The 16,030-nt window shown below is 66.4% G+C and carries 12 protein-coding genes; 5 read left to right on the top strand and 7 right to left on the bottom strand.

Features of this window, described 5'->3' with window-relative positions; translation table 11 throughout:
• Window positions 1-10: 10 nt before the first annotated feature.
• The 6 genes from proX to IG194_RS28300 form a co-directional block, all read right to left on the bottom strand.
• Complete coding sequence (proX, locus tag IG194_RS28325) at window positions 11-1,042, bottom strand: glycine betaine/L-proline ABC transporter substrate-binding protein ProX (RefSeq protein ID WP_058489467.1); 1,032 nt, start codon at window positions 1,040-1,042, stop codon at window positions 11-13.
• 64 nt (window positions 1,043-1,106) lie between these two features.
• Entirely contained in the window at window positions 1,107-2,054 is a 948-nt protein-coding gene (gene proW, locus IG194_RS28320) for a glycine betaine/L-proline ABC transporter permease ProW (protein ID WP_009620115.1), read from the bottom strand.
• Window positions 2,055-2,107: 53 nt separating this feature from the next.
• The gene (locus IG194_RS28315; protein WP_058489466.1) at window positions 2,108-3,274 is read right to left on the bottom strand and encodes a quaternary amine ABC transporter ATP-binding protein; all 1,167 of its coding nucleotides are present in this window, start codon (window positions 3,272-3,274) and stop codon (window positions 2,108-2,110) included.
• 781 nt (window positions 3,275-4,055) lie between these two features.
• A complete protein-coding gene (locus IG194_RS28310; RefSeq protein ID WP_024128628.1) occupies window positions 4,056-5,228 on the bottom strand; it encodes an IS4 family transposase in 1,173 nt (390 codons plus the stop codon).
• A 356-nt stretch (window positions 5,229-5,584) separates the two neighbouring features.
• Complete coding sequence (locus IG194_RS28305) at window positions 5,585-6,466, bottom strand: DMT family transporter (protein ID WP_058489465.1); 882 nt, start codon at window positions 6,464-6,466, stop codon at window positions 5,585-5,587.
• A 124-nt stretch (window positions 6,467-6,590) separates the two neighbouring features.
• Complete coding sequence (locus IG194_RS28300; RefSeq protein WP_009620111.1) at window positions 6,591-7,802, bottom strand: aromatic ring-hydroxylating oxygenase subunit alpha; 1,212 nt, start codon at window positions 7,800-7,802, stop codon at window positions 6,591-6,593.
• 242 nt (window positions 7,803-8,044) lie between these two features.
• Here IG194_RS28300 and IG194_RS28295 point away from each other — a divergent pair, with 242 nt between their 5' ends.
• Window positions 8,045-8,995: a LysR family transcriptional regulator gene (locus IG194_RS28295; RefSeq protein WP_058489464.1), complete on the top strand. Its 951-nt coding sequence runs from the start codon at window positions 8,045-8,047 to the stop codon at window positions 8,993-8,995.
• 14 nt (window positions 8,996-9,009) lie between these two features.
• Here the strand turns inward: IG194_RS28295 and IG194_RS28290 are convergent, their stop codons facing one another.
• Window positions 9,010-10,038, bottom strand: coding sequence for a GlxA family transcriptional regulator (locus tag IG194_RS28290; RefSeq protein ID WP_225617138.1), 1,029 nt, complete (start codon window positions 10,036-10,038; stop codon window positions 9,010-9,012).
• 709 nt (window positions 10,039-10,747) lie between these two features.
• Between IG194_RS28290 and IG194_RS28285 the strand changes: the two genes are divergently transcribed.
• From IG194_RS28285 to IG194_RS28270, 4 genes are all read left to right on the top strand, one after another.
• Entirely contained in the window at window positions 10,748-12,067 is a 1,320-nt protein-coding gene (locus IG194_RS28285) for an NAD(P)/FAD-dependent oxidoreductase (RefSeq protein WP_058489462.1), read from the top strand.
• A gap of 166 nt (window positions 12,068-12,233) precedes the next feature.
• Window positions 12,234-13,562: an MFS transporter gene (locus IG194_RS28280; RefSeq protein ID WP_058489461.1), complete on the top strand. Its 1,329-nt coding sequence runs from the start codon at window positions 12,234-12,236 to the stop codon at window positions 13,560-13,562.
• Window positions 13,563-13,625: 63 nt separating this feature from the next.
• Window positions 13,626-14,537 carry a dihydrodipicolinate synthase family protein gene (locus IG194_RS28275; protein ID WP_043273798.1) on the top strand — a complete coding sequence of 304 codons (912 nt, stop codon included), beginning with the start codon at window positions 13,626-13,628 and terminating at the stop codon, window positions 14,535-14,537.
• Entirely contained in the window at window positions 14,530-16,020 is a 1,491-nt protein-coding gene (locus tag IG194_RS28270; RefSeq protein ID WP_058489460.1) for an aldehyde dehydrogenase, read from the top strand. Before IG194_RS28275 ends, IG194_RS28270 begins: the two co-directional genes overlap by 8 nt.
• Window positions 16,021-16,030 lie beyond the last annotated feature (10 nt).

Genomic DNA, 16,030 nt, shown 5'->3' with positions numbered 1-16,030 from the left:
CCCGCTGGCGTCACTGCTTGGCCTGGCTGGCGACCGCGCGCGAAGCCTGCAGCCAGCCGTCCCACTGCTGGCGGTGGGCGGCGATCCATTCCTGGGCGTGGCGGCGGACGTCGGCCGGCTTGTTCTCGCCCTTCTGCATGCGCAGGTTCTGCTGGCTTTCGTCGTCGGCGCTGATCTGCAGCTGAGAAAGGAACTTGAGCGCGACCGGGTTCTTGTCGGCGAAGTCCTTGTTCAGCAGCGCCTCTACCTTGTCGATGGCGAAGCCCAGGTTCTTGCCCTGGTAGGTGGTATTCACGTCGTTGTTGCCGTCGGGCAGGTCGGTCTTGGGCACCTCCAGCCAGACCACGTCGCGTCCTTCCACCAGCACGCCGGCGATCCACTGCGGCACCCAGGTGAAGTAGAGGATCGGCTGGCCCTGCTTGTAGCGGGCGATGGTGTCGGCCATCAGGGCGAAGTAGGAGCCCTGGTTGACGTTGACGCTGTTCTCCAGGTCATAGGCCTTCATGTGGTGGGAGATCACCAGTTCGCAGCCCCAGCCGGGGTTGCAGCCGGTCAGATTGGCCTTGCCGTCGCCATCGGTGTCGAACAGCTTGGCGATCTCCGGTTTCTTCAGGTCGGTGATGTAGCGGATGTGGTACTGCTCGGCGGTCTTCTTGTCGATCAGGTAGCCCTGCAGCACGCCGGGGATCACGTCGCCGGCCTTGACCAGCGTGTGCGGCCCGTCGACCTTCTGGTAGAAGGCGTCGTGCAGCTTGTCCCAGAAGTGCACGGTGAAGTCCGCATCACCATAGGACAGCGCCACCATCATCGCCGCGTATTCGGTTTCCTTCGGCTCCTGCACGTCGTAGCCCAGCTCGCGCAGGCCGGCCATGGCCAGTTCGCCGCGGAAGCGCTCCTCGGCGATCGGCGGGAAGATCGGCGTGACCTTCACGCCCTCCCCCGGCTTGTCCGCCGAGGCGGCCATCCCGTACAGCGACACCAGGCTCAGGGTGATGGCCGCGGCACAGTGCACAAGCTTGTTCTTGAACGTCTCGAAATGCATCGCTGTATACCTCTTGTTCTTTTCGTTGGGTCGGCAGAATGAATGCAGAACAGTGGCGGCTCGTTCAGGCCGCCTTGTGCGGCACCGGCTGGCTGCCGAACAGGCGCAGCAGCAGGCCCACCGGGCCGCTGTGGTACCAGCGGCGGCTCGGGTCGGAGCGGGTGCGCTCGCCCATGGCCTGGGTCAGGCGGTCGAGGAAGATCGCCAGCAGCACCAGGCCGACGCCGCCGACCGTGGCCAGGCCCATGTCCAGGCGGCCGATGCCGCGCAGGACCATCTGGCCGAGCCCGCCGACGGAGATCATCGAGGCGATCACCACCATCGACAGCGACAGCATCAGCGTCTGGTTCACCCCGGCCATGATGGTCGGCGTGGCCAGCGGCAGCTGGACGCGCATCAGCATCTGCCGCGGCGTGCAGCCGAAGGCGCGGGCCGCCTCGATCTTGTCTTCGGGCACCTGGCGGATGCCCAGGTTGGTCAGGCGCACCAGCGGCGGCACGGCGAACACGATGGTGACCAGCACGCCCGGCACGTTGCCGATGCCGAACAGCATCACCACCGGCACCAGGTAGACGAACGCCGGCAGCGTCTGCATGGCGTCGAGCAGCGGCCGCACGATGCGCTCGATGCGGTCGCTGCGGGCGGAGAGGATGCCCAGCGGGATGCCGATCACGGCGCAGAAGAGCACCGAGGTCAGCACCAGCGAAAGCGTGGTCATCGACTCGGACCACACGCCGATCAGCCCCAGCAAGGTCAGGGTGACGGCGCACAGCGCACCCATGCGCGGCCCGGCGAGCTGCCAGCCGAACAGCGCCGCCAGCACGATGGCGATCGTCGGCGGCACGCTCTGCAGCACGTACTCGAAACCGTTGAGCACGTGGTCGATGGGCCAGCGAATGGCGTGGAAGACATCGCGGAAATTGCGTACCAGGAAATTCAGGCTGGTTTCGACCCAATCGCCCAGCGGAATGACCGCGTTCTGGAAGGGATCGAGGAAACTGGACTCGGACATGCTCGCTACCTGCTTCTAGGAATGACGAGGACGGCTGTTGCGCAAGGCTGCGCTCAGTGCCGGCTGAGGGTCTGCAACAGCTGGTTCTTGGAGATGGTGCCGTGCAGCGCGCCGCTGCGGTCCAGAACCGGCACCGGGTACGGCAGCTCGGCGACGATGTCGAGCACGTCGTGCAGCGGTGTGTCGGTGTAGACCGGGTGCCGCTCGTGCAGGGTGTAGTGCCCCGCGCCCGCCTCGCCCGCGGCGCCGGCTTCGGCGCCCATGACGCCCATCAGCTGGTTGCGCTCGTTGACCAGGTAGCTGTATGGCACGCCGGCGTTGGGCTGCGGCCCCTTGCCGTTGAGGCGGCAGAGCACCGCCTGGTCGAGCTCGGCGACGTCGCCGGCCTTGAGCACCCGCGAGCTGTCGAAGCCCTTGAAGAAGGTCCGCACGTAGTCGTTGGCGGGCTGGTTCAGCAGCTCCTGGGGGGTGCCGATCTGCACCACCCGGCCGCCTTCCATGATCGCGATGCGGTGGCCGATGCGGATGGCTTCCTCGATGTCGTGGGAGATGAAGATGATGGTGCGCTGCTGCTCGGCCTGCAGGCGCATCAGCTCGCCCTGCATCTCGTTGCGGATCAGCGGGTCGAGCGCCGAGAAGGCTTCGTCCATGAGCAGGATGGTGGGGTCGTTGGCCAGCGCCCGCGCCAAGCCGACGCGCTGCTGCATGCCACCGGAGAGCTGGTGCGGGTAGCTGTGCTCGTGCCCTTCCAGGCCCACCTGGCGCAGCGCCTCGCGGGCTCGGCTGTGGCGTTCCTGCTCCCCTACCCCGGAGATCTCCAGGCCGAAGGCGGTGTTCTCCAGCACGCTCATGTGCGGCATCAGCGCGAAGGACTGGAACACCATGCCCATTTCCTTGCGCCGCACGTCGAGCAGGGCCTTGTCCGACAGCCCGGTGATCTCGCGGCCATTGAGGTGGATGCTGCCGGAGGTAGGCTCGATCAGCCGGTTGAACAGGCGCACCATGGTGGACTTGCCGGAACCGGACAGGCCCATGATGACGAAGATTTCGCCACGCCTGACCGAGAAGCTGGCATCGAACACCCCGACGACATGCCCGGACTTGCGGAATATCTCGTTCTTGTCAGCGCCCTTGCGCAGCATCTCCATCGCTTCGTTCGGGCGCGGCCCGAAGACCTTGAAGATGTTGCGTACCGAAAGGATATCGTCGGTCTGACTCATACGTTCCTCACCTTATGCTTATTCTTGTGGCCAAGGTCTTGCTGCCGGGGACCTCGACGGCCTCGTAGCACCGGTACCGCTGGAAGAATCACGGCCGCCACTGGCGAGGCGGCCCTTCCGTTCTGCAGAAGCTCCTGCAAGGCTTTCAGCGGCCGTCGAAGGCGACGGCGGCGTGTCTTCAAATTAGGGTTCCGCCTGTCGAGCGTCCAACGACATTTGTTCGCTCAAAACCATAACTTGATGTTATTGATCCGGGTCCGTGCCCTGTGCCACGGGGGCTTGGGGCGTTATGAGTCCTACATGGTTGAGCGGCTTGTTGGTTAGGCAGCATCCTTCAACCCCGTCATTCCCGCGAACGCGGGAACCCAGTTGCCTTGGTTTGGGTGTTTCTGCGCCGCACCGAGTCTGCCCGACCGTCTTGTTTCGCCCCCTCGGGCGAGTCCCTTTTGTCAAACGCCACAAAAGGAACCAAAAAGGCTTGCCCCGCATACGGGCCCGATGGAGCCGGGCTACCCTCACGAATTCCCCCGCCACGGAGGCCCGCCCCGAGGGTACGTCCCTGTAGCCCGCGGGGCTCTCGCGACATCCATGTCGCATGACCTCCTGAGCGCCGGTTTCGCTCGGCCTTCTGAAGGGGCGTTCCGGAGTGCGCGGATGTTTCTCTGGAAGTCCAAACGCCAGAGCAAGAGCGGGCGTGCTTTTGCTTTTCGTAGGAACGAGCTTGCTCGCGAACCCCGCAGTCACTGGGTTCCCGCGTCCGCGCACTGCTGTCCGGCACGCCTCATGCTATTAACAGCTGCCCCTGACGCAGGTTGATCTCGCGTATTCGCTCCTGCCGTCGTCGGTAACGTTCGGCCTCCAGACCAGGACGCTGAAACAGCGTCGCCTGTACCTCCACCATCAGCATCCACAGGCTTTGCCGCGTTCCCGTCCTGCGTTGGTAAAGGTTCAGCAGCAAGTAGCTGATCAGCGCACAGAGAATCTGGATGCGCACGGCATTCTCGCTACGGCCCAGGAAACGCCTGACCTTCAGGTGTTGCTTGATCCATTTGAAAAACAGCTCGATCCGCCAGCGATCCCGGTAGCGCTCGGCGATTTCTGCCGCCGGGCTGCTCAGGTCGTTGGTCGCCAGGCTTAGAGGCGGCTCATCGCCTGGGCGGTTCACCAGGATCCGCCGCAGGGGCTGGGTGTAGTGATTACGCCGTCGGCCACCTGGGTTGCGGTTGGAGAAGTTCACCTCTTCGTCTCGCAGGATCGTTTCCCGGTCTTGCTGGGGAACCTCGCGCTGGGCCAGGACCTTGAGCCGCACATTGGACTTGAATCGTGTGACGAAGCGGGCCTTCTGGGCATCCAGGCTCGCCCACCAGTTGAAGTCGTAATAGCCCTTGTCGAATACGTAGGTGGCCTGTGGCTCGATACCCAGCGTCCGGCCTTCGTCGATGTCGTTGACGTTGGCTGCGCTGAAGCTGCAATGCACCGGCGCCGCCGCCTGCTCGGCATACAGCACATGGACTTTCAGCCCCTGGGAGCGGGTTCGATTGGACAGCGTCCATTCGTCGAAGCCAGGGCCCTTGAGGGTGATCGTGGTGGAGTCCAGCAGGTACAGCAGTTCCTTCCCGTCACGGCGTAACTGCCGGCAGACGCCCGCCATCAGGTAGTGCGCAACCTGGGCGAAGACCTCGGTATTACGGCGTTCGTTGGCGTCGGCCAGGGTGGAACGCCGGATCGGGCCCGTACCCAGGTGATAGTGCTGATGGGGATGGCTGTTGAAGCTGGTTTCAAGCGCCCGCAGGCTGCTCACGCCGGCCAGTTGGGCATACACCATGGCGACCAGGTGATCCCAGCTGCCAAAGCGCTTGCTGTGCTTGTCGGCGCCGTGTTCGGCGACCAGTCGATCGAAGACGCCGCGAGGCAGCGCTTTTAGTACATCGTGAAAACGGCTTATCCTGAACATCTTGCGGGGGCTGTGAGGTTGAGTTGGCGCTCAACGGTTTAACCCGTGCCTTCAGCCCCCGCAAGCCCTCCAGACGCCCCCTCGAAAATATTCCGGACAGTAGTGCGCGTCCGCGGGAATGACGAGGGGTAAGGAGTATCAGGATGACTCTGGACTTCCCGGCCACTCCGAACGGCCCCCTCTCCCTCCGGGAGAGGGCTGGGGTGAGGGCGCTCTCAAGCCCTGATGCGAGGCCCCCAGGCAAGCTCGGTCGTAGGAGCGGACTCCGTCCGCGATCGGATTCACCGGCCACGCCGGCCCCCCCCAGCGGCACAGCCAACGGCGTATAACCGCGAACGGTTATACGCCCTACGTTCCTAAGTCACGGGCGCCAGCGGCGTTTCCGCGGGGCTCGGGCGGGCCAGGGCGACGGCGGCCAGCAGCACCATGCAGCCGCCGACGAGCATCGATGGGGTCAGCCGCTCACCCATCAGCAGTACGGCGATCGCCACCGCCACCAGGGGCTCGACGGTGGACAGCGTGGCCGCCGCCGAAGGACCGATCGCCGGCGCCCCGGCAAGGAACGCGGCGACAGGTATCAGCGTGGCGAAGACCGCCAGCCCCAGGGTTGCCAGCCACGCCTGGCCACCCACCGGGAAGGCGGCGTGCTGGAACAGCGCGGCGACGGCGAAGGTGGCGGCGCAGCCCAGCAGGACGATGGCCGCCGAGGCCAGCGGGTGCTCATGGCGAACGCGGTGTGTGCCGTAGATGACCGCCGCTCCGTAGGCCATCGCCGCGAACAGTGCCCACAGCGCGCCGATGGAAGCGCCAGCCAGGCTCAGCCCCGTAGCCAGCGCCACCCCGCCCAGCGCCAGCAACAGGCTGAACAGCTTCAGCAGGCTGGTGCGTTCCCCCAGCCAGGCGATGGAAACCAGGGTGACGAAGGCCGGAAAGCTGTAGACGAGGATGATCGCCAGGCTCACCGAGCTGGCCCGACTGGCGCTGTAGTAGCCCAGCGCCGCCAGGCCGTAGCCCACGCCCAGCAGCAGGTTCTGCCGGACCAGGCGCAGGCTCGGCAAGCCGATGCGCTGCCGGTGCAGCAGCGCCAGCAGCACCGCGGCGGCGATGGAGAAGCGCGCCAGCAGCAGGCCGATCGGGTTGGCGCCGCCGGCATAGGCGAAGCTGGCGAACAACGGCTGCAGGCCATAGCAGAACGCGGCCAGCAGAACGAGAAGAAAGCCTCGGGAATGAGCGCTCATTCCGGGAAGAAAACGCGGGGTCCGCATGACCTGCTCCCTGGGTATCAGATCGACCGGGCATTCGAAAAAGCCCCGCTTCACCAGAGGGTGAAGCGGGGCCTGTCGGCAGCGAACGGGAAAGGAATCAGTCGGCCAAACGACTGGTCATCTCGGTGCAGTACCAATCCACGAACTGGCAGACGCCATTCTCGGCAATCGACGAGTACGGGCCCGGTTCGTATGCAGGCGAGTTCACCCCCGCCTGCGCGCCCTCGACCAGGCGCCGGTCCTGGTCGTTGGTGGCGATCCACACGCGGGTCAGGCGTTCCAGGTCGTAGTCGATGCCTTCCTGGGCATCCTTGGGCACCAGCCACTTGGTGGTCACCAGGGTCTCGTTGGGGCCCTGGGGCAGCACGCGGAAGCTCAGGGCGTGGTCGCCGAGGAAATGGTTCCAGGTGGAGGGGTAGTTGAAGTACAGCAGCGCACCGATGTTCGGCTCGCCGCTCTTGTCCAGGCGCCGCGCCACCGCCGGCTTGCCGTCCATGGTGTAGCTCACGGCGCCGGCCGAGAGCGGGATGCGCGTCATGCGGAACTGCCCGGCTTCGTCCATCACCAGGCGGCTGGGCAGGCCGGCGGCCTCGCAGCGGTCCCAGTGGGCACTCAGCTCGGGGTCTTCCTCGCCGCCCACGCCGGCCACGGAGAGGTTCTCGACGAAGGAGTTGAGCAGCTCCGGGTGGGTGCCGTCGCAGTGGTAGCACTCGCGGTTGTTCTCGAACACCAGCTTCCAGTTGCCGCGCTCGACCAGGTTGGATTCGAAGGCGACCTTGCAGTCTTCCAGGTTGTGCGGCCCGATGAAGGGCGAGACCGCGTCGCGGAAGCGCGAGAAGTCCGGCGCGGTCTCGGCGACGCACACGTAGATGTAGGTGTTCACCACCTCGCAGTGCGCCAGCTTCAGGCCGTAGTCGGCCGGGTTGAATTCCGGGCCCATGTTGCCGGCGAACAGCAGCTTGCCGTCCAGGTCGAACACCCATTTGTGGTAGGGGCAGACCAGCTTGGCCACCTTGCCGCTGTTCTCCGTGCACACCTTGGAACCACGGTGCCGGCAGGCGTTGTGGAACGCCCGGACCTGGCCGTCGCCGCCGCGCACCACGGCGATGGGATAGTCGCCGATCTGCAGCGTCAGGTACTGGCCCGGCTTCTCCAGCTCGAAGGTGTGGCCGGCGAAGATCCACTCCTTGTGCCAGAGTTGCTCCAGGTCCTGGCGGTACACCTCGGGGTCGCTATAGACGGCGCGGGGCAGCGCGTGGCGGGCCTTGCGTTGGCGAATCAGGTCGAGCACAGCGGCTTTCTTATCCATTGTTGTATGCACTCCAGAGCAGGCGCGGTTTGGATCGGTGCATGCGTGGATCGGCTGGCGGCGGCGTCCGGCGCTGACGCAGGGGCCCTGCGGCGCGGAGGCTTTCTGTCGTCGGTCGCTTCGGCTAACCTCCATCCACGGAGCCTGTCAGCCCGCCGCGATCACAGCATTTGCGGCAGTCTAGGACCGGGGCCGACGCGAAAGAACCGACATTTTCTCCAAGGTCTTGATTACCTGAAGTTATGGTCAAACACACCGAACCCGATCAGACGCTGATCAAGATGCCGTCGCTGCGCGCGGTGAAGTCCTTCGTGGCCGCGGCCAAGTACCAGAACTTCACCCGGGCGGCCGAGGCGCTGTGCGTCACCCAGGCGGCGATCAGCCGGCAGATCCGCGAGCTGGAAACCTACCTGGGCGCCGACCTGTTCAAGCGCGTGGGCCGCGCCGTGGAGCTGACCCCGGCCGGCTCGATCTTCTTCGACGCCGTGCAGCTGTCCTTCGTCAACATCTCCCAGGCGGCCGAACGCATCCGCCACAACAGCACGTCCAAGTCGATCGTCACCCTCTGCTGCTCGCCGGCCTTCTCGGCGCTCTGGCTCGCCCACCGCCTGCCGGGCTTCTTCGAGGCCAACCCGGACGTGGAGCTGAACCTGATCACCACGCAGAACTTCCTCTCCATGGAGCCGGGGACGCGGCCCGACATCTTCGTCACCAAGATGGCGAAGATCCGCGAGGGCTACCGCAGCTACCCGCTGGTCCACGACGTCATCTACCCGGTGTGCACCCCGGCCTACCTAGCCCGGCACCCGGAGATCGCCAGCCTGGAAGGCCTGTGCCAAGGCGTGCTGCTCAACCTCAGCCCCTACGGCCGCTCGCAGGTGGCCGAGCACGTCGACTGGAGCGTGTGGATGGCCTTCCAGAACATCGACCTGGACAACGGCCCGGGCAAGCGCCCGCACTTCTTCAACGCCAACGACTACAACCTGCTGGTGCAGATGGTCTTGAGCCACCAGGGCGTGGCGCTGGGCTGGAACCACCTGGTGGGGCACCTGGTGGCCAACGGTTCACTGGTGCGCCCCGTGGAACAGGAAGTGGTGCTGCACGACAGCCAGCACTACCTGACCTTCAACGAGGACAAGGAAGACGACGACGCCTGCCGCCGCCTGCGCGACTGGCTCATGGCGCAGTTCTGAGCGGCGCCGCCCGGCTACTTCGCCCTGGCGGAGCGCACGCAGCCGTGGCGGATTTCCTTCGACGGCGGGTAGCCGAAGAACGAGGTGTAGCACTTGCTGAAGTGGCTCGGCGAAACGAAGCCGCAGGCCAGCGCCGCCTCCACCAGGGACAGGTCCGAATGCTGCAGCAGGCGGCGGCTCTCGGTGATGCGCAGCTCCAGGTAGTAACGCACCGGCGAGGTGCCCAGCTGCTCCTGGAACAGGCGTTCGAGCTGGCGCTTGGAACGGCCCACGCACTGTGACAGCTGGTCGGTGCTCAGCGGCTCCTCGATGTTCGCGCTCATCAGGTTGAGCACGTCGCGCAGCGGTTGCGACATCTTCTCGTGCAGCGCCGGGCGGGTCCGCCGGTAGCGGGATTCCTCGAAGGCCAGGATGTCCACCACGCCGTCGACCAGCCCGCGGCCATACAGGCGGTTGATCCATTCCAGCACCATGTTGAAGGCGCCGGCCGGGCTCCCCGCGGTCAGGCGGTTGCCGTCGACGATGTAGCTCTCGGCGGTCACCACGCTGTTCCTCGCCACCTCGGCGAGGGCCGCGCGGTTTTCCGGGTGCACCGCGCACTTGTGGCAGTCCAGCAGCCCCGCCTTGCCGAGGAACCAGGCGCCGTTCCACAGGCCGGCCAGGTCCACGCCCCGGTCGTCGGCGAGCTGCAGCAGGCGGTTGAGCGAGGGCAGCTCGCGCAGCGGAGTGCGCAGGCCGCCGCAGACCACCAGCAGGTCCAGGTCCAGGTGACGGCTTTCCAGGGCGGCGGAGGGGCAGATGACCAGGCCCAGGTCGCTGGTCACCGGCTCGCCGTCCAGGCTGAAGGTGTGCGTCGAGAAGGCGCCCTCGCGGATCAGGTTGGCGGTGACCAGCGTGTCCAGCGCCTGGGTGAAGGCCGGCAGTGAAAAGTGCTCCAGCAGGACGAAGCCCACGCGTCGCTGACGCTGCGGCTCCGCCTTCTTCTCGGCCATGAAGCGGAGATTCTTGCCTTGCATGGCTTCGCTGAATTGTCGTCTTTCCACCGTTGGCAGCCTCTATGAGTTCTTGTGGGCAGTTGCGGCGTTCATCAGCCTCGCGGCGGGCCTGGCAGGGCGGCGCGGCGAGGGCTGTTCTGTATACCGTCTGTAGGCAAATGTTATACAGGCGCTCTGCCTCCGACCACTCCCTCACGCGGCCCGCAGGCACGCGTAACCCCTCGACCCCGGTCATGGCCGGCCCGCAAGCGGCCTCGGCGCGCGCCGCCTGCTCTCGCGTCATAGCTGGCCGGAACCCTCGCCCCGGCAGTGGAAACACCTGTGCCCGCAAAGAAAACCCAGTGATTTCCAGCTGGGAAATGCCCGGCCGACAGAGGCGCCCGGGGCCCTCGCCAGCGCCTCTTCGGCGCCCGAAACCCGCTGTATGCGTATGAATTGATCCCAGAAAATGTAATTAGACACCCCGTCGGCGCGCTCCCTATAGTCATTCCACGAACGGCAAGGATCGCCGGCGACGGGCAGGAGGTCCTGCCCGCGCCCCGCACGAGCGGATGATCGACAGCACCCAACGACACGACCCGCAAGCCACAGCGGACATCTTCAAGGCGCACTTCGAAGCGTCGCACAGACGCCGGCATCGAGGCCGAGCCGCAACAGTGAAACTCGGGTAATCCCCCGGTTCTGGTTTTCTCGCGTGAGTGAGTCACTCCACGCAACGGTTAGCTATTGGCTGAAATAAATAGAACAGGCCCCTGAAATGACGAAGATCACCCATTTACCTGCCGATGACAAAAGCTGTGGCTGGTACCACCTGAGCAAGGCCAGACAACCCAGGCCCACGCATACCGGCCGGACTTCGGCACCTTGGGTGATCGTCGGAGCGGGCTTCACCGGGCTGGCCGCGGCGCGCCAGCTGGCGCTGCATTTCCCCCATGAGGAAATCGTCCTGGTCGAGGCCCAGGAAGTGGGCTTCGGCACCTCCGGGCGCAATGCCGGCTTCGCCATCGACCTGCCCCACGACATCGGCGCCGACGACTACATCGGCGACATCGACATCGCCAGGACCAGCCTCAAGCTCAACCTGATGGGCCAGGACCTGCTGCGCAGCCAGGTGGAGCGGCACGGCATCGATTGCCAGATGAAGGCCTGCGGCAAATACCAGGCGGCCATCGAGGACCGCGGCATCGCCGTGCTGGAAGCCTATCGCCGCGGCCTGGACCGGCTCGGCCAGGCCTACGAGATGATCGAGGCCGACGCGCTGCCCGGGCACATTGGCACGCACTTCTACCGCAAGGCGCTGTTCACCCCCGGCACCGTGCTCATCCAGCCCTCCGCGCTGGTCAAGGGCCTGGCGGACAGCCTGCCGGCGAACGTCAGCCTCTACGAGAACACCCCTATCACCGAGGTGGAGTACGGCGACAAGGTCGTGCTCCGGCACGAGCGCGGCAGCTTCGTCGCCGACCGCCTGGTGCTCACCAACAACGCCTTCGGCATGAGCTTCGGCTTCCTGCGCGGCAAGATGCTGCCGATCTTCACCTATGCCAGCATCACCCGCCCGCTGACCGCCGAGGAGCAGGCGCGCCTCGGCGGCAAGCCTTACTGGGGCGTCATCCCGGCGGACCCGTTCGGCACCACGGTGCGCCGCACGCCCGACAACCGCCTGCTGATCCGCAACAGTTTCAGTTTCAACCCGGACGGGCGCAGCAACGCCAAGTACCTGGAGCGCTTCGTCAGCCGCCACCAGGCCTCGTTCGACGCGCGCTTCCCGATGCTGCCCGAGGTCGATTTCGAATACACCTGGGGCGGCGCGCTGGCCCTGTCGCGCAACCATTCGGGCTACTTCGGGCAACTGGCCGCCAACGTCTTTGGCGCGCTGTGCTGCAACGGACTGGGTGTTACCCGCGGCACGGTTACCGGCAAGCTGCTGGCCGACTGGCTGGCCGGCGAGCGCAGCGAGCTCATCGACTTCCTGCTGAACTCGCCGGGCCCCAACGGCAACCCGCCGCAGCCGTTCCTCTCCGCGGGCGTCAACCTGAACCTGAAATGGGGGCAATACCGCGCCGGCAAGGAAAGCTGAGCCCCGCCCCGGTCATTTGCCAGGGAACCTCCGGCCGAGATTGGCCGCACGACACGATTCCCGGCGTGCAGACCTGAAGCCGCAGCGATGCGTACCCGCCGGCCGAAGCGCCTTCGGCTGCCGGGCGCGCGCTGCGGCTTCCGGGAAACCTGAAACGAGGAAAACAATGACAATTACGACTCCATCCATCGAAGACGTTCCCATCAACCGCTTTCACCAGTTGCTGACGATCCGCTCCGGCGGCGGCTCCTTCGTCGACGGCTACGTGCTCAGCATCATCGGCGTATCCATGGTGCAGATGACCGCCGCCCTGGGCCTGAGTACCCTCTGGCAGGGCATGATCGCCGCCGCGGCGCTGATCGGCATTTTCTTCGGCGGCTTCATCGGCGGCTGGCTGACCGACCACTTCGGGCGCAAGCGCATCTTCTTCGTCGGCCCGGTGCTGTTCATCCTCAGTTCGCTGGCGCAGTACTGGGTGGAGTCGGCCCTGGCGCTGTTCCTGCTGCGCCTGCTCATCGGCATCGGCGTGGGCATCGAATACCCCGTCGCCACCTCCCTGCTGGTGGAGTTCCTGCCGAAGAAGCACCGCGGCCCGCGCCTGGCGACCCTGACCATCCTCTGGTTCGCCGGCGCCGCGCTGGCCTACATGGTCGACAACGCCCTGCTCAGGCACGGCGGCGACGACGCCTGGCGCCTGGTGCTGGCCAGCGCCTCGGTGATAGGCGCGGCCCTGTTCCTGGTTCGCCTGGGCACCCCCGAATCGCCGCGCTGGCTGCTGGGCAAGGGCCGTGCAGCCGAGGCCGAGCAGGTCATCAAGAGCGTCTACGGGCCGCGCTTCTCGCTGCAGAACCTGCCCGAGCAGCCCAGGCAGAAGAAGCTCTCGGTGTGGAACCTGCTGCACTCCGGCTACGGCAAACGCATGCTGTTCGTCAGCATGTTCTGGACCTGCTCGGTGATCCCGGTGTTCGCCGTCTACGCCTTCGCGCCCAAGGTGCTGCTGGCGCTGAACCTCCAGGGTGACTGGGCCTCCTTCGGCTCGGAAGCCATCACCCTGCTGTTCGTGGTCGGCTGCATCATCGCCACCCGCCTGATCAACGTCATCGGCCGGCGCAGCATGCTGATCTACAGCTTCCTCTGGTCCGGCCTTGCGCTGCTCGGCCTCGGCGCCTTCCACGCTTCCTCCGAAGCCGTGATCCTCGCGCTGTTCGGCGCCTACGCCCTGTTCATCGGCGGCGCCCAGGTGCTGCAACTGGTCTACCCGAACGAGCTGTTCCCCACCGAGATCCGCGCCTGCGCGGTCGGCGTGGGCACCTCGCTGTCGCGGGTCGGCGCCGCGGTCGGCACCTACCTCGTCCCCCTGTCCCTGGACAGCCTGGGCATCGCCCAGACCATGTACGCCGCGGCCATCGTCACCCTGGTCGGCCTGCTGTTCGCCTGGGCGCTGGCCCCGGAAACCCGCTCGCTCAACCTGCAGCAGGCGGCTTCGCTCACCTGATCAAGGGCCGCCGCGCCGCTGGGCGCGGCGGCCGACCACCACGACCCCACTGGAGAACGCATCATGAAATTCGAAGGCATCTACACCCCCGCCATCACCCCCCTGGCGGCCGACGGCCAGATCGACCATCCGGCCTTCGCCGAAGTGCTGGAATACCTGATCGCCTCGAAGGTCCACGGCATCATCATCGGCGGCTCCACCGGCGAGTACTACGCCCACACCGCCCAGGAGCGCTTCGACCTGGCGGCCAAGGCCAGGGACGTGATCAACGGCCGCCTGCCGCTGATCGTCGGCACCGGCGCCATCCGCACCGAGGACTCGGTGGCCTACGCCAAGGCGGCGAAAGAGATCAAGGCCGACGCCCTGCTGGTCGGCTCGCCGCCCTACGCCCTGCCCACCCAGCAGGAAATCGCCGACCACGTGCTGGCCGTCGATGCCGCCGCCGACCTGCCGATCATGCTGTACAACTATCCGGCACGCATGGGCGTGGACATGGGCGAGGAATTCTTCGCCGCCGTCGCCGGCTGCAAGAACATCGTCGCCATCAAGGAAAGCTCCGGCTCCACCGGCCAGCTGCACCGCCTGGCCTGCAAGCACCCGCGCATCGCGCTGTCCTGCGGCTGGGACGACCAGGCCCTGGAATTCTTCGCCTGGGGCGCGCGCAGCTGGGTCTGCGCCGGTTCCAACTTCATCCCCGGCGAGCACGTCGCCCTGTACCAGGCCTGCGTGGTCGAGAACGACTTCGCCAAGGGCCGCCGCATCATGGCGGCGATGATGCCGCTGATGGACTTCCTGGAAGGCGGCAAGTTCGTCCAGTCGATCAAGTACGGCTGCGAGCTGGCCGGCCTGCGCAGCGGCGGCGTGCGCGCCCCGCTCAAGGGCCTGACCGAGGCCGAGAAGGCCGAACTGAAAGAGATCGTCGCCGTACTCAAGCGCGAAGTCGCGCAGATCACCGAGGGCACCCACAATGGCTGAATTGCTGAGCAAGGCGCAATACGCCGCCATCGCCGCCGAACTGCGCTTCCCCACCCAGGCCTTTATCGACGGCGGCTTCCGTGACGCCGTCTCCGGCCGCACCTTCGCCAGCAGCAACCCGGCCACCGGCGAGCGGCTGGCCGACATCGCCGCCTGCGACGCCGAGGACGTCAACCTGGCCGTGGCCAGCGCCCGCCTGGCCTTCGAGGACGGCCGCTGGAGCAAGCGCTCCCCCGGCGAGCGCAAGGCGGTCATGCAGCGCTTCGCCCAGCTGCTCGAAGACCACGCCCACGAACTGGCGGTGATGGAGAGCCTGGACAGCGGCAAGCCGGTGCGCGAATGCCAGAACATCGACGTGCCGGAGACCATCCACACCCTGCGCTGGCACGCCGAGCTGATCGACAAGATCTACGACAGCACCGCGCCGGTCGGCTCCGGCGCCGTGACCATGGTGGTGCGCGAGCCCATCGGCGTGGTCGGCCTGGTGCTGCCGTGGAACTTCCCGCTGCTGATGCTGGCCTGGAAGATCGGCCCGTCGCTGGCCGCCGGCTGCTCCATCGTGGTCAAACCGGCCCGGGAAACCACCCTCACCGCCCTGCGCGTCGCCGAGCTGGCGCACCAGGCCGGCATCCCCGCCGGGGTGTTCAATGTGGTGCCCGGCGGCGGCCGCGAGGCCGGCGAGCCCATCGGCCGCCACCCGGACGTGGCCATGGTCAGCTTCACCGGCTCCACCGAGACCGGCCGGCTGTTCCTCAAGTACGCCGCCGAGTCCAACCTCAAGCGCGTGGTGCTGGAGTGCGGCGGCAAGAACCCGGCGGTGGTGATGAACGACGTGGAAGACCTCGACCAGGTCGCCCAGCACGTGGTCAACGGCGCCTTCTGGAACATGGGCGAGAACTGCTCGGCGTCCTCGCGCCTGATCGTCCACGCCGACATCAAGGACGCCCTGCTCGAACGCATCGGCGTACACATGCGCGACTGGAAGATGGGCGACCCGCTGGACCCGGAGAACCGCCTCGGCGCCCTGGTCAGCAAGGCCCACTTCGAGAAGGTGCGCTCGTACATCGAGCAGGCCCGCAGCGAGCGCCTGGACTTCGTCTATGGCGGCCAGACCCAGGGCGACATCTTCGTCGAGCCCACCGTGGTCGACGACGTCGAACCGCAGAGCCGGCTGTTCCGCGAGGAGATCTTCGGCCCGGTGCTGTCGGTCACGCCCTTCACCGACATCGACGGCGCCATCGACCTGGCCAACGACACCGTCTACGGCCTGGCCGCCTCGGCCTACACCGGCAGCCTGCGCAACGCCCTGCGCCTGGCCCGGGAAATCCGCGCGGGCATCGTCACCGTCAACTGCTTCGGCGAAGGCGACGCCTCGACGCCCTTCGGCGGCTACAAGGAGTCCGGCTTCGGCGGGCGCGACAAGTCGATCTGGGCCCACGACCAGTACACCGAGCTGAAGACCATCTGGATCGATGCTTCGTGAGACCCGCGGT

The sequence above is a fragment of the Pseudomonas sp. ADPe genome, assembly GCF_014843515.1.
GTDB lineage: Bacteria > Pseudomonadota > Gammaproteobacteria > Pseudomonadales > Pseudomonadaceae > Pseudomonas > Pseudomonas citronellolis.
This window is presented reverse-complemented; position numbering and strand designations above follow the sequence as displayed.